The sequence below is a fragment of the Planctomycetota bacterium genome, from assembly GCA_016207825.1.
GTDB lineage: Bacteria > Planctomycetota > MHYJ01 > JACQXL01 > JACQZI01 > JACQZI01.
In genome coordinates, this window is sequence record JACQZI010000012.1 from 52,703 (window position 1) to 74,815 (window position 22,113).

Sequence of the window (22,113 nt, forward strand, 5' to 3'; positions counted from 1 at the left end):
AGCACCAAATTCCAAATCACAAATTCCAATTTGGATATTGGAGTTTAGCATCTTTATCTATGTGGTTCAATAATTATTTTAATAGATTTATCCGGGCGGGCAGTGAGCTGGAATCCTTTGACCGTATCTTTTAATCCAAAGCGGTGGGTAATCATATCCTTGACAGCGACTTTCTTGGAGCGGATTAATTCCATGGCGTCAAGATGGTCTTTTTCGCTTCCCGCATAGGAAGAGGTCATGGTGACTTCGTTCCTCCAGAAGAGTTTGTTTATCGGGACGGTGATTTCCTCATCATTGGTCGGGGCGAAGAAGAGAATCGTCCCCCCCCGTTCCACTGATTCCAACGCCTGCTTTACCGCGCTTGTCGCGCCGGCGCAAAGGATAACCAAATCAGCCAGACGGCCGTCATTATTCTTTTGTAACATGGCAGGTGAGTATTCGGTCGATTTTACGGCAAAATCCGCTCCGAACTTCTTTGCCGAATCCAGCCGGAAATCGTCAATATCCGTGGCAAATATCTTGCCCGCTCCCAAGGCGCGCGCGCATTTTATATGTAAGAGCCCGGCGATTCCGCTTCCGATGACAAGCACGCTTTGCCCCTTTTTAATATTTGCCTGTCTTTGCCCGCGCAGGACGCATGCCAAAGGCTCGGTAAAAGTGGCTTCTTCGAAAGAGATGCCCTCCGGTATCTTAAAGACACCTCGCTCGACATTTATTGCCGGCAGGCGAACGTATTCGGCAAATCCGCCCGGATGGAAATTAGTTTGTCTTAAAGTATCGCAGGTTGTGTGGTGGCCGCTTTGGCAATAATGGCAGGTATTGCAGGGAACGTGGTGCGCGGCGACGATGCGGTCTCCTTTTTTATACTTGGTCACGCCTTGTCCGATTTCATCCACAACGCCGGCGACCTCGTGCCCTAAAACCAGCGGTGCCTTTTTTATGCGGTACCATTCCATAACATCGCTTCCGCAGATACCGCTTGCCTCTATCCGCATAACGAGTTCCCCTTTGCCCGCCTGTGGTTTGGGTTGTTCCTCGATACGGATATCTTTATTATTGTAGTACATTGCCACGCGCATTTTAATTACCTCTTGGCTTTTAATAATCTGGTAAGAAATGTTATATTGGAACTGTCTTCCAGCATGGAGGCATAGCGCAGGCATTCTTCTATGGTTTGGCCGACGGTAAAGGTACCGTGTCCGCGTACTATTGCCATCGGATGGGTTTTTAGTGCTTTAACCAGCGCCTTTTCCATTTCCTTGGAACCGGTGGCGTGTTTTAAGACAAGAACCGGGACCGGCTTCCTGAAAAAGAGCTTCCCTTCCACGGTAATCGGCGGGACTGATTTCATTATAAGCGAAAGCGCGATGGTCTTGGGCGGATGCATGTGCAGAACCGCTTTTGCCGGGGTATTTCTCAGTATCGCCCGGTGGGAATTTAGCTCCACGGAGGCTTTGTTATCAGCAGGGCTTTCCTTGTTCAAGGGCACTTCAACGATATCTTTATCCTCCAAAAAACCGAGCATGGCAGCGCGGCGGTTAATCAGTATTTTATCGCCCACCCGGACGGAGATATTGCCGCTGTGGGTGTTGTTATAGCCCAGTTCGTAGGTGATACGCCCGATTCGCCTAAATTCTTTGAGGATGGATTGGTATTTTGATGAAGGCATATTAATTTATGAATTAGTCCCTTTCGCAAGCTTCAGGGATAAGAAACTCTAAAGCTCATCCGCCTTTAAAGAGGCGTCTTCGCTAAGAGTTTCTAATGGGCCCAGTAGGGTTCGAACCTACGACCAACGGATTATGAGTCCGCTGCTCTACCGCTGAGCTATGGGCCCTCAATAATAGTGGTGTTTATATCATTAGATTTTATCAGAGTCAATAAAATTATCCTTGCATCAATCGGAGGGTAATTTATCAGGCAGGATTGAATTATCCAATTGGATGTGGTGTTTCCAATTTAATGGGAACTGTCCTAAAATAATTTCTATAGGTATTTGCGTTAGTTCACGGTTTGTTTGCGGTTCGATAACGGTTAGCTTATGGGGACCCGTCCATAAGAACTTGCTGATATGACCGCTTTTTTCCAGCTTTTCAGGTTCCTTGCCGTCTACTTTAATCAGGATGTCGTAGTCTGCGGAATTAGAGATATCAAAGTAAACCAAAGGCCGATACCAGCCGCCGGCCATAGCCCAACTGGCGGCAAGAGAGGTTACCAAAAGGAATCCCAAAAGCCCCGGCAAAAGTTCGCCTTTTTCCGAAGTGAAAATAAACAACCTAATGCTGCGCGCTAATAGCAATAACAGTATAAACATAATGAGCGAGACTATTATCCAGGCGTCTTCCCATAAAAGCGCAAAGAAGAATGAAACAACGCCTGTTCCTATCAATAGTCCGATGAATAAAAGAATCCGTTTAAGCAGTGATTTTTTAGGATGGAACGGTATAGGTAATGTTTTTTGCCCGGTTTGCGGTTGTTGGGTTGGCGGCAGTTCCTGAGGAGGCGGGTTTTTAAGGTGCTCTTCCGTTATATTCCACGAATCTATGCCGGATTTTGGGAAATATAAGTGGAAAACAGACAGGAATTTTTCCACGGCGACGCTGCCAGAAAGATGGGGCAGTCCGCTATTGTACCTTTCCGCATCGTAAAGCAGCTGTTTTGTTTCTTCTGCCCGGGCCGGGATTGATTCCGTGAACTGTTCGCCGTTTTGAAGCGTCAGGTTTACCAGCACATGCCCGTCTTTAATCGTATTCTCAAAAAGCTCTTTCGTCTCCGGATTGGAGATATCCAGCGCATAATGGAAACTATAAGGAGTGGACTGGTCGTAGATACTGACAAAACAGGCAATAACCGCGCCTTCGGGCAAGCAGAATAACCTGAAGTTGATTGCGATTTCAACCCCTTTAAACGGGCGAAATTCCGGATTGGAACTTACGGGATTAAATGTCAGTAATTTCTGGGTCGTCGCCATGGTTTTTTATATTAAAGAGGATATTGTAATATCAGCCGGCAGATTACGCAAGAAAAAGGTGGTTTGGATAAAATAACATTTTTATCATTATAACTTGACAAAGCGTAAATAACGGGTTATACTAAATAGTTTCCGTTATTACAGGCTTTTAGTCCTTATTATAAGGAGATATAACTCCATAATGGGACAATTAATTCCCGAAGAACGCATCCTGGAAGTTCAGCAGGCGAATGACATCGTAGATATTATATCCGAATACCTACCTCTTAGAAAATCAGGCTCCGGTTACAAGGCTTTATGCCCGTTCCACGACGAAAAGACCCCTTCGTTTTTAGTGTCGCCCGCAAAGCAGATTTACCATTGTTTCGGGTGCCATAAAGGGGGAAATGTTTTTACCTTTGTCATGGCGTTCGAGAAGGTGAATTTTATCGAGGCGGTCAAGATACTGGCCGAGAAAAGCGGGATAAGATTGATCACCAATCCGACCCCGCAGGAAGATTATAACGAGAAGAAAAGGGCGACTTACCTTAAAATAAACCACTGGGCGACGGATTATTTCCACAAGAAATTAAGCGGTTCGGATGAAGGGGAAGCCGCCCGCGCCTATCTTGCCAAAAGGGGGTTTAAACAGGGGACTATCGGCAGGTTTCTTTTGGGTTACGCGCCCGAAGGGTGGGATAATCTGCTTAGGGCTTCCAGGCAGGATAAAATTAAGGAAGATCATCTGGCGGAGCTGGGCCTGATATTGCCGCGCAAGGAGAGGGAAGGATATTACGACCGCTTCAGGAACCGTCTGATGTTCCCGATATTCAACAGCCGCGACCGGGTGGTCGGCTTCGGCGGACGTGCTTTGGATGATACCGAGCCGGTTTACCTGAATTCTCCGGAGAGTGCTATTTTCAGCAAAGGCAAGACTCTATACGGACTGAATTTCGCCAAGGAAAGCGCGGATAAAAAGGGGCTTTTGTGCATCGTAGAAGGTTATACGGACGTGATGATGGCACACCAGGCGGGACTGGAATGGGTGGTGGCGACTTTGGGGACTGCTTTGACCGAACACCACATAAAACTCCTTCGGCGTTTTGTCAATAAGGTGGTTTTGGTTTACGATGCCGATATCGCCGGAGAAAAAGCCTCGGCGCGGACGCTTGATATGTTTTTGTCCGAGGAGCTGGATTTGAATATCGCTGAATTGCCCAAGGGGCTCGACCCTTACGATTGCATCGTCCAGAAAGGCGCGAATGTCTTTGCCAGGGCGATAGACCAGGCAAAGGATTTATTCAGCTACCGGATGGCGTCTATCAGGAATAAGTATGATTTAAACAACCTTGATGAGAAGGCGAAAGCGATTGACGAGGTGCTGGAGATGCTTTCACTGATTCCTAATATCGTCAAAAGGAATTTATTGATTAAGCGTCTGGCCGAAGAAACCCAGACCAAGGAGAATGTCTTGCGTCTGCGTTTGGCCGAACGGGAGAAACAGAAGAAATTCGCCTATGCTCCGGCGCCCAAAGAAACCGCGGTGCGAAAGACAAACTCAGCCGGGGTGATGGCGCTTAGGAATATTATTGAGATGATGATTATCAACAACGACACTATTAACAAAATCCGGAAGAACCTGATATCGGAGGATTTTTCCTCCCCTCCTTATGTGAGGATTATTACAGAGATTTTCCGGGTTTATGATAAATACGGTAAGGTTGAACTGGATACGCTTTTGTCTGTTTTGTCTGATGACCCGGCTTGCGTCAACGAGGTGATCGAAGTGACGGAACGCAATATCATCAGCGACAAAGAGGCCTGCCGGGAACACTTGGATGAACAGATTGAATTCTTCAGCAAACAGCGAAGGCAGAGCAAAGAAATTCCTTTATTAAAGAAGGAATTGAAGGAAACTTTGTGCAAAGGCGACGATGAAAGTTTCCGCAACGCCCAGAAAAAATACCTGGAGTTGAGGAAATCCTTGCTTCATAAAGTGAGGAGTAAATAATGACAAAAATAAATAATGATTTAAAACAACTTATAGAAAGCGGCAAGAAACGCGGGTTTCTTACCTACGACGAAATCAATAAAGTTCTTCCGGCTGATATGATTTCCCAGGATAAGCTTGATAAGCTTTTGACCATGATTGACGACCAGGGAATCGAGTTGGTTGACGAGGAACGTCCTTTTGAGCATGATATAACGGAAGAGCCGGCTAAAGGGGAAGACGGGGATAGCGTGACGGAAAGTGCGATACCTGAGGAAAAGGTTTCCCATATTGATGATCCGGTCCGGCTTTACCTTACCCAGATGGGCGAAATTCCTTTACTTTCCCGTGTGGAGGAGTTGATTCTGGCTAAGAAGATAGAATCCACGCGTAAGAGGTATCGTGAAAAGGTGTTGGAATCACCGGTGGCGATAATGGAAACTATTAAAGTCCTGGAAGATGTACGTGACGGGAATATCGCATACGACAGGACACTTCGGGCAGAAGCCGCGATAGACCTATCCAAAGTCAGCATCATAAAAAGGCTTCCCAGGATTATTACTAAGCTGAAAGAATTTTTAAAAGAAGCACAGGATAGTTACAGTATTCTTGCCAATAACAGTCTTGCCGGTAAAAAGAAAGAAGCTGTAGCCAGAAAGGTTTCGGGCATTCAGGCGAAATGGGTGAAAATAACCGAGGATCTTAATGTCCAGACAAAGAAAATCAATCCTGTAGTTGACAGGTTGAAAGATATTTCGAAAAGGTTCAGCGGTATAATGAAAGAGCTGGATATCATCAGGAAATCGGCGAAGAATAAATCTCGTTTGAACGAGTTGAACCAAGAACTTTTCGGTTTAAAGTTGCTGGTCTTTGAGGATGACAACGACCTGAAAGCACGGTTAAAGGAGATAAGCCGCCGGGTGCAGGAATACGAAATGGCTAAAAGGAAATTGTCCAGCGCCAACTTGAGATTGGTGGTAAGCATTGCCAAAAAATACCGCAACAGGGGTTTAAGTTTTCTTGATTTAATCCAGGAGGGTAATACCGGTTTGATGCGTGCCGTGGAAAAATACGAATACAGGCGCGGGTATAAATTTTCAACCTATGCTACCTGGTGGATACGGCAGGCCATTACCAGGGCGATTGCCGACCAGTCCCGGACAATCAGGATTCCGGTGCACATGGTCGAAACGATGAGCCGTCTTAAAAATACCGCCAAGAAATTACTTCAGGAAAAAGGGCGCGAGCCGACCGTGGAAGAAATATCGGAAAATTCCCATATCCCTCTGGACGAGACGAAAAGGGTGCTTAAGATTTCGCGTTATCCCGTTTCGCTGGATAAGCCCATCGGCTACTCGGAAGACGGCCAGGTTGGGGATTTTATTGAAGACCGCCGTGTTCAATCGCCTCTTAAAGCGGCAACTCAGGATATGCTTAGGGAACGCTTGAATGATGTCCTTAACTCGCTTTCTTTCCGTGAACGGGAAATAGTAAAGCTTCGTTACGGCATAGAAACAGGATATGCTTATACCCTGGAAGAGGTCGGCAAGATATTTAACGTGACGCGAGAAAGAATCAGGCAGATAGAAGCCAAGGCGCTGAGGAAATTACAGCATCCTATCCGAAGCCGTAAATTAATTAATTTCTTAGAGAAAACAGGTGCAAAAGAAGAATGATAAACGATACGATTAAAGTACTGACGGATTTACAGGAAATTGATGTAAAAATTCATGCACTGGAAGAGGAAAAAAGGAAAAAACCATTGGTTCTGGGGGAAGAAGATAAAGCGGTTAATACCCTGAAGGAAAAATTAGCCTTACTTCAAAACAGCCACAAGGATTCAAGGAAAGAGATAGACCAGAAAGAACTGGCGCTTAAGGAAAAAGAGGAAAAAGTCGTCAAGTTAAACGTCCAGCTGAATACCATTAAGACCAATAAAGAATATTCAACCATCCTGAACGAAATCAGCTCCGTTAAGGCTGATATGAGTGTTTTGGAAGACGAAATCCTTGGTTCCTTTTCTCGTGCCGAACAAATACAGAAGGATGCGGAAAGTGTCCAGAAGGAGTTGGATATTGCCCTGAAGAAGCGTAATGAGGTGGCAAAAGAAGTTGATACGGCGGTGGCTGAAGTCAATAAAGCGCTCGAAGAATTATACGTAAAAAGAAGCGAGTTTGCGGAAAAAGTTCCTTCCGGATTTATGACTATTTACGAGAAAATAATCGCCCATACAACTAATAAAACCGCTTTAGCACAGGTGATAGAAGATGTTTGCCAGGGGTGCTTCATGGATGTTTCCCCCCAAGAAATTAACGAGTTGATGAGGGGCAAGGAGATTATCCGTTGCCGTTCTTGTTCCCGGATTTTGTACCTGTAAGAAAAGGTGATTAACTTTTCTTGCAGCGTAGGAGCGTTGCATTTTCGCCCCTGAATACCTTAGCACCTTCCTGTGTTTTTAAGGTGATCCCTTTGTGAAGGTCAATATCGATTACTTTTCCTTCCACTGTTTTACCTTCAACTTCTAGGGCGATCTCTGCGCCGATGATTCCGGACATATTTTTCCAGGCATCCGATATTTCATTTTCCTGCTTACTAAGCACTTTTTGGTACCAGTTATCAAGATACATTAAAAATTGGCGGAAAATGTCCTTCTGGTTTATTAAAGCGCCTGTTTCCATATATAATGAAGTGACTATTTGGTTTAAATCAGCCGGGATTTCTTCGCTCTTCATGTTAATATTAAACCCGATGCCTAAAATCATGGCTTCTGGTTTGCTAGCGATACACTTGGTTTCCACGATAATGCCGGCTATTTTTCGCTCATTAATAATGACGTCATTGGGCCACCTGATTTTGGCGTCAAGCTGGAATTTGTCTTTTAATAATTTACAAATGGCAATTGCTCCGATGACCATCAATAAGGATGATTTTTCTATGGGCATATCCGGTTTTAAAATGACAGATGCCCAGATACCGGCGTCTTTGGGTGCATGCCAGGAACGATTGAATCGTCCCCTGCCTTTCAACTGTTCATCGGCAAAGATAACCGTTCCCTCCGGGCTGCCTCTTGAAACTTCCAGCCAGGCAAGGTCGTTAGTGGAGGTAACCTTTTTGAAACAACGTATCTGCCGCCCGATTGTCTTAACAGGCAAATTTTCAAACCAGGTTTCTTCTAACATAGTTATCTTTAGCGGCTTATTTCTGGTATATAAAAGGAACAATTATTGTTAATGAAGGCATATCCACTTTTTTAGAAATATCCGGGAAGGGAGCGGCCGCTTTGACAGTTTCAAGCGCGGCCATATCAAGGATGGGGAAATCGGAATGATTGGTTATTTCGGCATCCAGAATCTCGCCCTTGGGGTTGACCGTTATTTTTACGGTGACTTTGCCGGAAAGTTTTTGCCTCTTAGCTTCTTCTGGGACAAAATATTTCGCCTGTATTTGCTCCTGCACCCTTTTTAGGTAGGGTTTATTCTCTCCGGCCAGGCGCAATCTTAATTCCGGCGTTAAGTTGCTTCTATCGTAGAATTCTTCCAGTTCTTTCAGTTTTTGCTGGGCTTGTTCCGGCGTAAGAGTAGAGTGAATGGTTTCTTCAGGCTTTGCATACGGTTCATCCTTTTGTTCAATAGGCTTTATTTCTTCAGGCAAGACAGATATGTTTTTTTCTGACACATCTTTTTCTTCAGTTTGAGGAGGAGTTTCCGGTGGCTTTGCTTCCGGATTATCGGGTGTTACCTTAGGGGCGTCCTGCGGCGGTTCCGGCTGCTCTGATTTCAGATTGTTCGGCTGTGCCCGCAGTTCTTCGAAGATAAAATCAAGGTCGCGGGAGGTGTATTGGTAAGGCTTGCTGAAACTTAATGCAGGCAGTATTATTAAAACTACCAGATGAAAGGCTACAGAAATAATTAAAGTGAGTTTTATCCCGGAAATCTTTCTTGTTTCAACGGCCATAACTATTCGCTATCAACCGGATACTGGGGACCGTAAAACATTCCCTGCTCAATAAGGTCTGATTTTTTCTTGCTGTCGGATTTTTTATGGTCGCGTTCCACTATGTTGGTAAGATATAACTGGAAGACAGGAGGTTCTTTTACCTCGACGATTTCCTGAAACCTCATGTGTATCATTTCTTGGATTTTTGCGGTTACTTCCTGGACATTAGTCCCTTCCCAGGCGGAATAATAGGCGGTAATCACTATCGGTTTCGCTTCAGATTTTTTGTCCTTCCTGATGCGGATGTGGATATCGTGCACCTCGGCCAGTTTCTTTACCGCCCGGCGCAGGGAATTTTCTATTGCCGAGAGTGAAATGGAGAATTCACCGCTTGCCACATTCAGTTTTATATGGGTTGCATATTGGCGGACAAACAAGTGGCTCAAGAAATAAAGCAGGTTAAAAAGGACAATATATACGGTCAATAATAAAGCGACCATTCGCACCGATGGGTTGGTATTGATTTGGTCGATAAAATTACCAATCATTACGATATTGATGATATCAGATGCCCAGGCAAATCCGATTACTCCGAATCCAACCGCTACCAGCCAGTTCGTCAAACGGAGAATATATCCGATTACTTTCATATAAAAACTCCTTATAAGAACGACCTTTGTATTCTATATAAAAGGTATCGTTTTGTAAAGTAATTATTGGAGCAGTTTTTTAATTACCCCGTCAAAAAGGTTGTTCGGGATTCCCTGCAAGATAATAGCGGATTTTCCGTTCTGATAAACCGCATCGGATGTTTTGCCGTAATCGTAGCGCCGGGTGTTATCCGCAATTACGGGGTCAATTTGCTCCTCAATAGAAGCTTCTATAAACAAACTCATCCCTTCGGCGAATTCCTTGGCGTCTTTTTCTGTATCCCAAGACGTGCTCCATATGGTAAATCCAGTTTTTTCCTTGGGATTAAATAGTTCGATATAAGTATCGCCGCCCCAGCCGATGGAATATCTTTCAGCCGCCGGTCCTGTTTTGGGGTTGGAAAGGAACTGTAGTAAAACAACGAATTCTCCTTGAGTGTCCGGTTTGGATTGCTTCCAGCTTTCTCCTAAGAGCGGTAATAAATCCGGTATTTCGATTGTTACAGGCAGGTCTTGGCCTTCAAGGTATTTTTCCGGATGGAGTACTTGTTCGGTTGATTTAGGGAAGTTTTCATAGAGCTTATTAACGCCTTCCCACCCTTCGATCTCTTTTATTGCTTTAATGAACTTTGCCCCGATGGAATAATTGTAAAGCGACAAAACAGACTGGACCATTTTGGGGCCGAAATCAGAATCGTTCTTAGCGCTTTTCCATGGGGGCGGCATTTCAAGCATTTTTCCCATGCGGCTTTCAGGCATGCATTCGATTGGCACCAGGGTGGCATCCCCTTCAATCAAAGCGTCCCGGATATATCTTCCTTCCGTTGAGGTAGCTTTTTTATTTAATTCGGAGATATTAAATAGTTGATCCTGTAATCCATGGAAAGTTTCGTGTATTCTGGTGGCTTTGAATTTGACCGGGTCGAGTTCTTTCTTGATGTAAAGTGTTTTATCCGCCCAGCGGTAAAAACCCTGGATGCTGTCGGCTTTTTGCCCGTATACGCGCTCAAATTGGGTGGAAGTCAATATTTTATGCTTAACCGGTTCTTTGAATTTTAAGCCCCTCACTTTTTCTATAAGAGCGATTGCTTCTTCCTGGTCTTTTTCATCCTGTTCGGTCTGGGGAACTTCAACTATAGGGGGAATCAACTTCATGACATTTTTATATTCATCGCTTCCGCGGACGAATTCCAGGTCTTTATCCGCATCGATGAATTCCTGGTTATCAAACCCGTATTTAATTGCCAAGGCCAGTGATTTCAGCGCGTTTTCTTTGTCTTTAAGAAGAGAATACATGCAGGCGCTGTTATAGTGGGCGCTGCCCAAAGCTTCTTTTGGCAGTTCCAAGGTAAGCAGTTTCTGATATACGCCCAAGGCTTTTTGGTAGTTCCTTTCATAAATCAGCATCTCACCCATCTGCAATAGTTTTTCCGGGTCGGTTTCGGTGATTTCTTCAAGTTTAGGCGGTTCCGGTTTCACTACAACCGGCTTCTCGATTTTCGGCGGTTCTGTTTTAGGAGCCTCGGTTGTTTGTGGTGTTGAAGGGGTTCCGCATCCCATGATAAAAATTATCCCGGCAAATCCCAAGCTACACATCAGGTTTTTCATGATTTACTCCTTATAAATAAAAGTAACATTTTAAATTATATTAATTCGTTAAGCCTGTCAATAAATGCTTGACTTTAAATTATGCCGCTATATAATACGCCTTATAATCGCATGATGAAAGGGGGTGAAAATAATGAAAATCCTGTCAACCCTGTTCCTGATAATCAGCGTAATAAGCTTGATTATGGGTATTGTGTGGAGAATCATGCAGAAACCATTTCCTCTCGGGCAAATTCCGCCGAATTCTATAATGGAATTCACCGCGATATGTCTGCTTTTTGCGCTTGCTATATCTGTTTATCAGATAGCAAACAAGTCTTGATAGCATTGTCGGGCAAAATAAGATAAAACCGTTCCGATAACTTTCGGGACGGTTTTATTTTGTGTTCAGGTTGAGTTTACGCTGGGCTTCCAACTCGATTATTTTTACCTTCAGGTCGGAAGCTGGTTTATTGGATGGGTCGAGCGCCAGGGCTTTATTCAGCCATTTGATTGATTCCCGGAAATTGAGCTCCATTGCCCAGAGCTGTCCCAGGTTATTGTAGATGGTCACCATCCAGCCGTTGATTTCTCTCAGTTTTTCCCTTCCCTCGCTCAAGAGATTGACATCGCGGGTTTGGTCAAGCACGGCTATTAAAGCCGATTTGGCGGTAACCAGTTTCTCGATGGCTTTTTTATATAATTTATCCGCCTGGATGAAATTATTTTCGCCTTCGCTTTCAAGGCCTGCGGTGTTAAGTTCGTTTACTTCCTTAACCAGTTTAACCACCTCAGCGGAATATTTTTTCCTTAATTCGATTTCTTTCTTAGTTAGTTGTTCCTGTTCTTTCTTTTTCTGTTCCGCTTCCTTGATTTTGTTTTCCTCTTCCATATTATGCCGTATCATCTGGGTGGCAAAGGCGGCCGCCTTGGTGGCTTCTTCGGCGTATTTACTGTCCGGATATTTACTGATTAGTTTCTGCAGGTTATTCAGGGCTTCCTCGTATTTGTTCTGTTTCATCAGTTCTACGGAGTTTTCGATGATCGTGGTGGATTCTTCTTCCACGATAAGCACGAGTTTTTCATCAGCCTTTTCTTTTAGGTTTTCATCGATCTCGGCAGCTTTTTCAAATTCGTTGCGGCTGTAGTCGTATAGTTTATTGTTCAGGCAATATTCCCCGAGCGTCCAGTGTTCCTGGGCGTTTGAAGTATCCATCAATTGCTGACGGATTATATAAACCGAATGTGGTTTTAATTCGTTTAAGGATAGCCCCATCTCCTTTTCATCGCCCAAATTCAGGATGACCTTGTCATTTTTTATTTCTTTAACGGTGCCTTCTATGATGGTACCGTTTTTCAGTTCAAACTCGTCCCCCCATACCTGTGATGCAAGTATTAAAAAGATAATCGTAAAAGTTGTTTTCAGTTTCATATTAGCCTCGAAAAATTCTATACTACATTCTTTTTCATCAAATGTCAAGGGTAAATAAGACTATTTGCCCCGGTCGTTTTTAGGTGGCGGTTTTTTTTGAATCAGTCTCATCCGTAAATTGTTTGACAAATTCGTCCAATAATTTAAGATTAATCAATATGAAATGCCCGTTTTGCAAAAAGGATTCTGATAAGGTAATTGATTCCCGCCTTGCCGAAGAAGGTTTTGCCATCCGCCGACGGCGTGAATGCACCCGTTGCCACCGGCGCTATACCAGCTACGAACGGCGCGAGGGAAGCAGTTTGCGCGTGGTAAAAAAAGACGGCTCGCGCGAGGTTTACCTGCGCGATAAGATAGTCAACGGTATCAATAAAGCCTGCGAAAAGCGCCCGGTTTCTCCCCAGAAAATAGACGGGGTTATCGCCGACCTGGAGCGCGAAATACACGATAAGTTCGAGCGCGAAGTTCCTTCCAAGAAAATAGGCGAAATTATCATGCGCGAATTGAAAAAGCTCGATAAGGTTGCCTATGTCAGGTTTGCGTCGGTCTACCGTGATTTTAAGGATATCGATGAGTTTATCCGTGAATTAAAGCCGATGCTGAAGAATAAGATTAGGTGAGGGACGTCACTTCGCTCTCCCGATTAGGTTCCCGATAGGATAATCGGGACTTCCCCGCCTTGGCGGGGTCGCGGGACGGAATTTATCCCGTATTAGCGGGACTGTCGTTGCGCACAACACTTCTTATACTTTTTCCCGCTCCCGCACGGGCAAGGGTCGTTGCGTCCCACTTTGTCGCCGACCACTACGGGCCTGGATTTCTCCGTTGCCATGGCACCTTTATTCTCTTCATTGGTGCCGCCTTTTGCCCTTTTCACCTCTTCAAAAGCGCCGATTTCCTGGTGCTTGAATTCGGTCGGCTTCCAGGTCTTTTCCAGCTTTTCCATCTCCGGCTTTTCTATCCGCACCTTGAAGATAAGGTCGGTTGTTTCTTCCTTGACCGCTTCAATCAGCGTATCAAAAAGCTGATAGCCTTCGCGCTTGTATTCAATCTTGGGGTCAACCTGCGCGTAACTCCGCAATCCTATCCCGCTTCTCAGCTGGTCCATGGCGTAAAGATGGTCTTTCCATTTTTCGTCTATCTTTTCCAGGAGTATATATTGTTCGAGTTCCCGCATTATCGGTTCGGTCAGTGTTTTCTCCCTTTCGTCATAGGCCTCTTTTGTTTTATCAAGCAATAATTTCTCGATTTCTTTGATGCTTCCGGCTGATAATTTCTCCGCGCTTATTTCCATCCCAAATTTGCGCTTTGCCCATTCGGACAGTCCCTTGTAATCCATATCTTCATTCTTGGCGTTTTCCGGCAGGTATAAATCTATCGCGCGGTAAACGCGGTCTTCTATCATCTCCGCAATCATTTTCTTCAGGTCTTTCTTTTCTATCACCAATTGCCTTTGCCCGTAGATTATCTTGCGCTGCTCGTTCATTACCATGTCGTATTCCAGCAGGTTTTTCCTGATATCAAAATTATGCGATTCCATCTTTTTCTGGGCGTTTTCTATGGCGCGCGAAATCATCCGGCTTTCCAAGGCCATCCCGTCTTTCATTCCGAGCTTGCCCAGGAGCCCTCTTACCCAATCAGGCGCGAAGAGCCTTAAAAGCGTATCTTCCATGGAAACGACGAATTGTGAAGAGCCCGGGTCGCCCTGCCTGCCGGCGCGGCCGCGCAACTGGTTATCTATGCGGCGCGATTCGTGCCGCTCCGTGCCGAGTATATGAAGACCGCCCAAAGCGGCAACTCCCTCGCCCAGGATAATATCCGTTCCGCGCCCGGCCATATTGGTCGCAATGGTCACCTGCGCGGGTTGTCCGGCCTGGGCGACAATCTGCGCCTCGCGCTCGTGCTGCTTGGCGTTAAGGACGTCGTGCTGTATGCCGCGGCGCTTGAGCATCTCGCTCAAACGCTCGGAATTTTCTATCGAAGTCGTCCCGACCAGGGTCGGCCGCCCGGTCTGGTTAATCCGCACGATTTCTTCTATAATGGCGTTAAACTTTTCCTCCTCTGTCCGGAAGACCATGTCCGGTGAGGTATTGCGGATGAGCGGTTTATTGGTCGGGATGGTGACGACATCTAGCTTGTATATCTGGAAAAACTCCATCGCCTCGGTTGCCGCGGTGCCGGTCATGCCGGAGAGCTTTTCATACATCTTAAAATAATTCTGTAGCGTTATGGTCGCCAGGGTCTGGTTTTCCTCCTTGATTTTCAGGTGCTCGTTTGCCTCGACCGCCTGGTGGAGCCCGTCGCTCCAGCGCCTGCCCGGCATCAGGCGTCCGGTGAATTCGTCCACGATGATGACCTCGCCGTCCTTGACGATATATTCCTTATCCTTTTTATAAAGCTCTTTCGCCCTCAATGCCTGTTCGATGTGATGCGGCCATTCCATGTTCTTGCCGTCGTAGAAGGTGTCTACTCCGATCAGGTTCTGGGCGGTGGTTATGCCCGTATCGGTCAGGATGACCGTATTCTCTTTTTCCTTAACCTCGTAATCCCGGCCCTTTTGCATGCGTGAAGCGACCCGTTCGGCGGTGTAATATTTATCCGTGGATTCCTCGGCCGGGCCGGAAATAATCAAGGGGGTTCTGGCTTCATCTATCAGGATGCTATCCACCTCGTCAACGATGGCGTAATGGTATTTCCTCTGGACCTGGTATTCCAAACGGGTTCTCATATTATCGCGGAGATAATCAAACCCGAATTCGTTATTGGTGCCGTAAGTAATATCGCAGGCGTAAGCGGCCTTTCTTTCTTCCGAGCCCATCTGGTTCTGGATGACGCCCACGGTAAGCCCGAGCATTTCGTAGATGGGTCCCATCCATTCGCGGTCGCGCCGGGCGAGGTAATCGTTTACCGTGACGATGTGGACGCCTTTTCCGGTTAAGCCATTAAGGTAAGCCGGTAAAGTGGCGACGAGGGTTTTTCCTTCTCCGGTTGCCATTTCCGCGATGGTTCCGCGGTGGAGGACTATTCCGCCGATTAACTGGACATCAAAGTGGCGCATCTTGGTCGTGCGTTTGGACGCCTCGCGCACTGCGGCAAATGCCTCCGGCAGGATATCGTCTAGTGTCTCGCCGTTCTCCAGGCGTTCTTTGAATAGGGCGGTTTGTTCCTTTAGCTGGGCATCGGTAAAGGCGGCGAATTTGGGTTCCAGCTCGTTTACTAGGGGGATTAAGGGCTGGATGGATTTCAGGACGCGCTGGTTACGCGAGCCGAAAAGCCTGGTGAGTATATTAGAAATCCCTTCGCCTAATTGTTCTAACATGGAAAGTGATTATAATAAGTAAACCGATAAGTTGCAATTATTTTAAGGTTATCTTAGAAGAAGAAAAGAAGGAATAAATTATTAAGCTTCCCTATTGGCACTTTGTAGAATCAAATTACCTACTCTGGGATGGTTTTCAGAGTGAGCGGAGTTAAAAACCGGCTTGGGTATATAGCGTATGATATTAGGGGCTATAGCATATAATATTAGGGGGTATAGGATATGATATTAGGGACTATAGGATATGATATTGGGGGCTATAGGATATGCTATTAGGGACTATAGGGTATGCTATTAGGGATTATAGGATATGATATTGGGGACTATAGGGTATGCTGTTAAGGACTATAGGATATGATATTGGGGACTATAGGGTATGTTATTAGGGACTATAAGGTATGCTATTAGGGTGTATAGGGTATGCCATTAAGGACTATAGTGTATGCTATTAGGGACTATATGATATGGTATTAGGATGGCAGGGATATACTATTAGGGCATGGAGCGTTACTCTATAGGGAGCGGGGTCTTATTTTATGTATAAGGCAGTGTGCCTGTTACTGAATCAATCACAAGTAATTATAATTTCGTCGAGGTTTTTTATACGAAGGTGCTGATTAATGATGCTCTGTAAGGAGAGCCTGTCCGCTGGATAATCGCCGTGGTTATTCAGCCCCAGGAATACGAAAAGATAATGTCCTCATCCGAAGAATACAAGCATTGGGAAAGCCACCGGATACATAAGGTTGTTTAATATGCCACAGATTACACAGATAAAGCATTAAGTAATAAATGAAATAATCTGTCTGCAGAATTGGATATTGCGGCGCAGGTGATTATGGATTTATCGGTTTTTGCCTGTTTGCCTCATTTGCTTTCAGTAATTTTTGATTGGTCTTGCTTTGTATCTTTCATGGCAATCCAAATGCAAACAGCCAGCCCGCCGAAAACCAATCCAAACGAGATTACCCCCATTAAAATAGCAGGAAAGCCCAAGCCGGTCGGGTTATTCCCTGGTAAAATAACCGGAGCTTCCGACGCAAAAGCAACAAGTGATAAATAATTCATATTATTCCTCCTTACGGCCTTTAATTAAACTAAAAACAACGGCAAGAATAGCGACGACAATCAACATCAGCCATCCGCCCAGGAAAAGTGCTTTGGGGAGATACCCTTCATAGCCTTCCTTGATTTGTTTGAGGACGGCAAGCGTTCCCATAACGGCCAGCATAGCCGGGGCGATAAACATAATCATCGCGTCCCACCATTTCCCGATTCGGAACTCGGATAGCTCATTGACATATTTTCTTATTTTACCCGTGCCGAATACATAGCCGATGACCAGGCATTCCAAAATTCCGACAATAATCAACAGGACTTCACTGTTAAAGTGGTCAACGATATCAAGCCAATATAAGCCGCTTTGGGTGGTAAACAAAATCCCGGCGCCAAAACCGATGATGCCGATGATTATATTAACCAAGGGACGGTTTTTCGCCCACTTGTCCAGAACACCGGCGGTAAATGCCTCAACCAAAGAAAAAGCCGAATCAATTGCCAGGAAAACCAGCATGACGAAAAACAACACTCCGAATAATGGGCCTAACGGCAAGGTGCTTATAATGGCCGGGTAAGTGACAAACATGAGCGACGGTCCGCATTTAGCCACTTCCGCAACTGATTTGCCGGTTTCATGGGCAAGATAACCGAGCGCCGAGAAAACAGCCAAAGAGCCCAGGAAAGAAAAAGCCGTATCACCCAGGCAGACGATAAAAGCGTTGTTGACGATATCCGATTTCCGCGGCAGGAAACTGGCATAGGCAATCATTATGCCGAAGCCGATTGACAAAGAGAAAAATACTTGACCATAAGCCGCAATCCAAACCTTGGGGTCAAGCATCTTGCTGAAATCCGGCGTGAGCAAATACCGTAAGCCATCTACCGCGCCCGGCAATGTTAATCCCCGGATGACGAATATGATTAAAATAAAGATAGGAACGGTGGCGGTAACATAGACCACCTTGCTGACGGTTTTGGCCCCCTTCCAAATGGAAAGGATAATCCAAATCCACATCGCAAAAAGGATTCCGATTAACAGCCAGCTAATCGTCCCGATGGAAAGGATATCGGTGGGAGGAATCTTATTTAAAACGGTATTAAAGAAAAATCCTTCTGTGTCTTTTCCCCAGGAAAGGTTAAATGAATAACCGACATATAACGTGGACCAGACCATAATAACGGCATAATAGGTAACCAGGACAAATCCGCAAAGAATTGCCAGCCAGCCGACCCATTCAACGCCTTTCTTAACCCGGGCAAAGGCGCGCGGGGCGCTCGAGTTCATCATATGGCCCAAGCCGAATTCCAGAATCATCAGCGGGATACCGGCCGTAAGCATAGCAATCAAATAGACAAAGAGGAATGCGCCGCCGCCGCCCTCATAACAGACAAAAGGAAAACGCCAGAGGTTGCCCAGGCCGATTGCCGAGGCTACCGAAGCGAGAATAAAAGCCCGCCGGCTTGTCCATCCGTCAGCCGAACGCTCGTTATCAGGGTTAAACTGCCCTAATTCTGCCATAAAAATATCCTTCTAATAAATTATAATCAGAGCGTATTTTAACCTTATCCGTTGTCAAGTCAATAATTTATGCAGGTTTTTTCTCGGATGGCATGGTGCGCCGAATACGAAGGTGTGTTAGTGCAACTATAAATCGCAATTATTTTTTCTCTGTTCCTTTGAGACGCCAGAGGTGTATCGCGCCGTCGGTGCCGGCTGAAGCGAGGATAGTGCCTGTGGGATTAAAGCATAATGAGTGTAGCCACGCCTGTTCGTGGGCCTGGAAAGGCTGCACTTCCTCACCTGTGGTGGCATTCCATATCCTTAAAACACCATCCTGGTCTCCGGAAGCAAGGATGTTTCCTTTGGGATGATATTTTACCGTCCTAATCCAACTGGTGTGACCTTCGATGGTGCGAGTATTTTTCTGGGAGGCGATATCCCATAGTTTTACTTTATTATCAAAGCTTCCCGAGGCAAGCGTTTTTCCGTCCGGAGAGAAATCAAGCGCAAAGACCAGATGCTCGTGGCCGGAAAGGGTGGCAATTTTGGTGGCGCTGGCGACATCCCATAAAATAATATCAAAATCATGCGCGCCGGAGGCGAGCGTTTTGCCGTCCGGGCTGAAGGCAATGGAGAAGCACTGCCCTTTATGTCCTTTAAGAACCGTGATTTCTTTTCCGCTGGCCGGGTTCCAGAGCTTGACCGTCCCGTCATTATTGGCGGCGGCAAGTATCTTGCTGTCCGGGCTGAAGACGACTGCCCAGACAATATCATTCGCCTGAATCGTCCGGATTTCTTTTCCGTTTGCCGGGTCCCATATTTTTATCATGCCGTCATCGCCGCCGGAGGCGAGCATTTTCCCGTCCGGACTGAAACCAACAGACCATATTTTTTTAGTATGGCCTTTAAGCGTGACTTTTGCCGTATTTGTGGTAATATCCCAGAGCTTTACCGTAGTATCGTCACTGGCTGAGGCAATGGTTTTGCCGTCCGGGCTGAATGATATAGAACGGATAGCTTTTTCATGCCCGGTTAAAGTCCGTATCAGAGCCTCCGCGGTAGGCAATTCCCCGGCGGTTTCTTTCGGTGACTCTTTGTCATCTGGTGCCGCGGCGCAGGCAAGGGTAATAATAAATAATCCGATAAGGATTAGAACGGAAGCGAATCGTATTTTATAAATGTAAGGCATTTGTTTTATCCTTTTCCGCCAAAGGCGGATCCGCCTGTGGCGGACAGTTTTGACAAAATACTCCAGCGTAATAAAGGCAACATGATTTCGTGATGGCCGGTTAGGTTAATTCCATGGGAAACGGTCCGTCCGGTCACGTTCATTACCGGGCGGTAGTGCTGGATCATATCCAGATTGGCCGTGGTTATTTTATCCAGTTTGTATCCGAGGTTCCGGGCGACAGAAACGGCTTTTAAGAAAACCTCAGGGAGAATAACCGCCGAACCGATATTAAGCCAGACGCCGTTATTCATGCCGGCAACCAGGGACGCCAAGGTTTTAAAATCAGAAAGACTCGCAGCGCCCAGATTAGCCCCGGAAACCAATGGATGCATGTGTATTGTATCTGTGCCCAGTGCAACATGAATCGTTAATGGTATATTGAGTTTAAAAGCTTCTGCCATAATGCTGTATCTTGTATAACGGTTCTTTTCCTTTGAGATTAATTGTCCGCATGTTTTTCCAAGCCCCTGCTGTTTTTCTATTGACACCTGTCCGGCTTTTACGAAGAAAGCCGCGGTTTCTTTTGCCATGCCGAATTTGCCGCTTTTAATGTTTTCTCCCACATCTTCGGAAGTCGCACCGATAAGGGATATTTCATAATCGTGGATTGCGCCGGCACCGTTCATGGCGACCGCTTTGATAATGCCTTTTTTCATGAGGTCGATAATAACGGGTGAAAGTCCGCATTTAATTACATGGGTTCCGACTCCGGCACCTATTAGATATTTCCCTTTATAGGCCCTGGTGATTTCGTCGACCAATTGGCGGAAAAAACTGCCTGCCAGTATATCCGGCAAACCGTCGATAAAGCTTTTGAATCCCTTGGGGGGAGTCGTCAGTCGGCAGAATTGTTTCACATTCACCAGGTTTTTACGGCTGCGGATTGAGTATGTTTTCAACCGGTTAAAGTCGAGCCCTCCTGCCGGACGGGCAGTTTTCTTTATTGGTTTCATGGTTAGGATTATAAACAAAGAGAATAATAAATACAAGGAAAATATTATAACTGTATCGGTAAAGCGGCGTTATCAGTTTCTTTGACAATCTTCATATTAGGCGTATAATAACGGGCTATATGAGCGCAGAGCGGAATGATAAATACAAGAAAAGCCTGAAGTATTCCATTATAGACGGCAGTGCCTATTCTATAATGACCGGATTTGGGGAAACCAATATCCAGGCATTCGCGATTAATGTCCTTAAAGCTAGCAATCTATTCATAGCTTTTTTAGCGTCTATTCCACAGCTTATCGGGTCTCTTGCGCAATTGTTTTCCGCGAAGTTATTGGATAAGACGGGGAATCGCAAGAAAATAGTCGTTGCCGCATCATTTTTTCATATGTTTACATGGGTGCCTATTTTTTTATTGCCCTTTAGTTGGTTTGAATACGGCGCTTTATTGCTTATCATATACGTGGCTGTTTATTTTGCTTATCTTCATCTTACCGTCCCGGCTTGGAACAGTTGGATGGGGGATTTGGTCGCCCCGGAAAAGCGCGGTGATTATTTTGGGCAACGTAATCGCCTGGCCTCCGTATTTAATTTTCTTTCCGTATTAGTGGCTGGTGTTATCCTTGAGTTATGGAAACCGGTAAACGAATGGATCGGATTCGGGTTTATCTTTGGAATAGCATTTATCGCACGAGGTGTTTCGGTATATTACCTGACCAGGATAGAAGAGCCTGTTTACAAGGCGACTCATAAGGACCGGTTTACCCTGTGGGACTTCGTAAGACGTTCGCCAAAATCCAATTTTGCCAGGTTTGTTTTCTATATTACGCTCATTAACTTTTCTCTAATGGTTTCCGGACCGTTTTTCGGCGTCTATATGCTGCGTGAGTTGAACTTCTCCTATGTTCAATTTACGATTGTTAATGCTACCAACGTTATCACTCTGTTTTTGGTGATGCGTTACTGGGGTCGTTTAGGCGACCGTTTTGGAAACAAGAGAATATTGTCGATGACCGGTTGGCTGATTGCTTTTCCGCCGCTTCTATGGCTTTTTTCCTCCAATTTTTACTGGATACTCTTTTGCCAGGTTATGGCCGGGCTCATCTGGAGCGGGTTTAACCTGGCGTCGGCGAACTATCTGTTTGACGCGGTTTCGCCGGCCAAACGCGCCCGTTGCGTGGCGTACCAGTCTTTGTTTAATAATGTCGGTGTGTTTCTGGGGGCGATAACCGGTGGTTTTATTTCTCACTATCTTTCAAGCGAATTAATCGTATTCGGCCGCCATTTTTATTTGATATCAGCATTAATGAATCTGTTCGTCCTATCGGCTTTAATGAGACTTTTAATCTCGGCGATTTTCCTGCCGCTTATCAAAGAAGTGCGGGAAAAAGTGGAGTTAGTCAGCACCTGGAAGCTTTTCTTCCATGTCTTGCATGTTCGTCCGATTATGGGGCCGAGATTCCAGGTTTTTACCGGAGATGAGGACGAAAACACCAGTTCCTGAACGCAC

The 22,113-nt window shown here is 45.6% G+C and carries 19 protein-coding genes and 1 tRNA gene; 6 read left to right on the forward strand and 14 right to left on the reverse strand.

Annotated elements, in window-relative coordinates; all coding sequences use genetic code 11:
* Nucleotides 1-53: 53 nt before the first annotated feature.
* The 4 genes from HY811_06510 to HY811_06525 all read right to left on the reverse strand — a co-directional run bounded on the left by HY811_06510 (nucleotide 54) and on the right by HY811_06525 (nucleotide 2,971).
* Nucleotides 54-1,079: an alcohol dehydrogenase catalytic domain-containing protein gene (locus HY811_06510; protein MBI4834452.1), complete on the reverse strand. Its 1,026-nt coding sequence runs from the start codon at nucleotides 1,077-1,079 to the stop codon at nucleotides 54-56.
* 5 nt (nucleotides 1,080-1,084) lie between these two features.
* A complete protein-coding gene (locus HY811_06515) occupies nucleotides 1,085-1,669 on the reverse strand; it encodes a class II aldolase/adducin family protein (GenBank protein ID MBI4834453.1) in 585 nt (194 codons plus the stop codon).
* A 96-nt stretch (nucleotides 1,670-1,765) separates the two neighbouring features.
* Nucleotides 1,766-1,837: transfer RNA gene (locus HY811_06520), tRNA-Ile, on the reverse strand.
* Between the two features lie 60 nt (nucleotides 1,838-1,897).
* Nucleotides 1,898-2,971 carry a hypothetical protein gene (locus tag HY811_06525; protein ID MBI4834454.1) on the reverse strand — a complete coding sequence of 358 codons (1,074 nt, stop codon included), beginning with the start codon at nucleotides 2,969-2,971 and terminating at the stop codon, nucleotides 1,898-1,900.
* A 181-nt stretch (nucleotides 2,972-3,152) separates the two neighbouring features.
* Between HY811_06525 and HY811_06530 the strand changes: the two genes are divergently transcribed.
* Genes HY811_06530 through HY811_06540 form a run of 3 tightly spaced genes read left to right on the forward strand, consistent with a single transcriptional unit; the run spans nucleotide 3,153 to nucleotide 7,317 of the window.
* Nucleotides 3,153-4,961 (forward strand): DNA primase, encoded by a 1,809-nt coding sequence (locus HY811_06530; protein ID MBI4834455.1) that lies wholly within the window; start codon nucleotides 3,153-3,155, stop codon nucleotides 4,959-4,961.
* A complete protein-coding gene (gene rpoD / locus HY811_06535; GenBank protein MBI4834456.1) occupies nucleotides 4,961-6,616 on the forward strand; it encodes an RNA polymerase sigma factor RpoD in 1,656 nt (551 codons plus the stop codon). Before HY811_06530 ends, rpoD begins: the two co-directional genes overlap by 1 nt.
* Nucleotides 6,613-7,317, forward strand: a complete 705-nt coding sequence (locus tag HY811_06540) for a hypothetical protein (protein ID MBI4834457.1) — start codon at nucleotides 6,613-6,615, stop codon at nucleotides 7,315-7,317. Before rpoD ends, HY811_06540 begins: the two co-directional genes overlap by 4 nt.
* A 10-nt stretch (nucleotides 7,318-7,327) precedes the next feature.
* Here the strand turns inward: HY811_06540 and HY811_06545 are convergent, their stop codons facing one another.
* The 4 genes from HY811_06545 to HY811_06560 form a co-directional block, all read right to left on the reverse strand.
* The gene (locus HY811_06545; protein MBI4834458.1) at nucleotides 7,328-8,119 is read right to left on the reverse strand and encodes a biotin--[acetyl-CoA-carboxylase] ligase; all 792 of its coding nucleotides are present in this window, start codon (nucleotides 8,117-8,119) and stop codon (nucleotides 7,328-7,330) included.
* Nucleotides 8,120-8,135: 16 nt separating this feature from the next.
* Nucleotides 8,136-8,894, reverse strand: a complete 759-nt coding sequence (locus HY811_06550) for an energy transducer TonB (GenBank protein ID MBI4834459.1) — start codon at nucleotides 8,892-8,894, stop codon at nucleotides 8,136-8,138.
* Nucleotides 8,895-8,896: 2 nt separating this feature from the next.
* Nucleotides 8,897-9,526: a hypothetical protein gene (locus HY811_06555; protein ID MBI4834460.1), complete on the reverse strand. Its 630-nt coding sequence runs from the start codon at nucleotides 9,524-9,526 to the stop codon at nucleotides 8,897-8,899.
* 63 nt (nucleotides 9,527-9,589) lie between these two features.
* Nucleotides 9,590-11,134: a hypothetical protein gene (locus tag HY811_06560; protein MBI4834461.1), complete on the reverse strand. Its 1,545-nt coding sequence runs from the start codon at nucleotides 11,132-11,134 to the stop codon at nucleotides 9,590-9,592.
* Between the two features lie 133 nt (nucleotides 11,135-11,267).
* Here HY811_06560 and HY811_06565 point away from each other — a divergent pair, with 133 nt between their 5' ends.
* A complete protein-coding gene (locus HY811_06565; GenBank protein ID MBI4834462.1) occupies nucleotides 11,268-11,456 on the forward strand; it encodes a hypothetical protein in 189 nt (62 codons plus the stop codon).
* A 54-nt stretch (nucleotides 11,457-11,510) separates the two neighbouring features.
* Here the strand turns inward: HY811_06565 and HY811_06570 are convergent, their stop codons facing one another.
* Nucleotides 11,511-12,545, reverse strand: a complete 1,035-nt coding sequence (locus HY811_06570; GenBank protein MBI4834463.1) for a hypothetical protein — start codon at nucleotides 12,543-12,545, stop codon at nucleotides 11,511-11,513.
* A 158-nt stretch (nucleotides 12,546-12,703) separates the two neighbouring features.
* Between HY811_06570 and nrdR the strand changes: the two genes are divergently transcribed.
* The gene (nrdR, locus tag HY811_06575; GenBank protein MBI4834464.1) at nucleotides 12,704-13,165 is read left to right on the forward strand and encodes a transcriptional repressor NrdR; all 462 of its coding nucleotides are present in this window, start codon (nucleotides 12,704-12,706) and stop codon (nucleotides 13,163-13,165) included.
* A gap of 92 nt (nucleotides 13,166-13,257) precedes the next feature.
* On the opposite strand, the gene secA is transcribed toward nrdR, so the two are convergent.
* The 5 genes from secA to HY811_06600 form a co-directional block, all read right to left on the reverse strand.
* On the reverse strand, nucleotides 13,258-15,864 hold the full coding sequence (gene secA / locus HY811_06580) for a preprotein translocase subunit SecA (protein MBI4834465.1): 2,607 nt from the start codon (nucleotides 15,862-15,864) through the stop codon (nucleotides 13,258-13,260).
* A gap of 867 nt (nucleotides 15,865-16,731) precedes the next feature.
* Nucleotides 16,732-16,932 carry a MetS family NSS transporter small subunit gene (locus HY811_06585; GenBank protein ID MBI4834466.1) on the reverse strand — a complete coding sequence of 67 codons (201 nt, stop codon included), beginning with the start codon at nucleotides 16,930-16,932 and terminating at the stop codon, nucleotides 16,732-16,734.
* A 1-nt stretch (nucleotide 16,933) separates the two neighbouring features.
* Entirely contained in the window at nucleotides 16,934-18,442 is a 1,509-nt protein-coding gene (locus tag HY811_06590; protein ID MBI4834467.1) for a sodium-dependent transporter, read from the reverse strand.
* A 139-nt stretch (nucleotides 18,443-18,581) separates the two neighbouring features.
* The gene (locus tag HY811_06595; GenBank protein MBI4834468.1) at nucleotides 18,582-19,613 is read right to left on the reverse strand and encodes a WD40 repeat domain-containing protein; all 1,032 of its coding nucleotides are present in this window, start codon (nucleotides 19,611-19,613) and stop codon (nucleotides 18,582-18,584) included.
* A gap of 5 nt (nucleotides 19,614-19,618) precedes the next feature.
* Nucleotides 19,619-20,608 carry a hypothetical protein gene (locus tag HY811_06600; GenBank protein MBI4834469.1) on the reverse strand — a complete coding sequence of 330 codons (990 nt, stop codon included), beginning with the start codon at nucleotides 20,606-20,608 and terminating at the stop codon, nucleotides 19,619-19,621.
* A 119-nt stretch (nucleotides 20,609-20,727) separates the two neighbouring features.
* Between HY811_06600 and HY811_06605 the strand changes: the two genes are divergently transcribed.
* Nucleotides 20,728-22,107, forward strand: coding sequence for an MFS transporter (locus tag HY811_06605; GenBank protein MBI4834470.1), 1,380 nt, complete (start codon nucleotides 20,728-20,730; stop codon nucleotides 22,105-22,107).
* The last annotated feature ends 6 nt before the right edge of the window (nucleotides 22,108-22,113 follow it).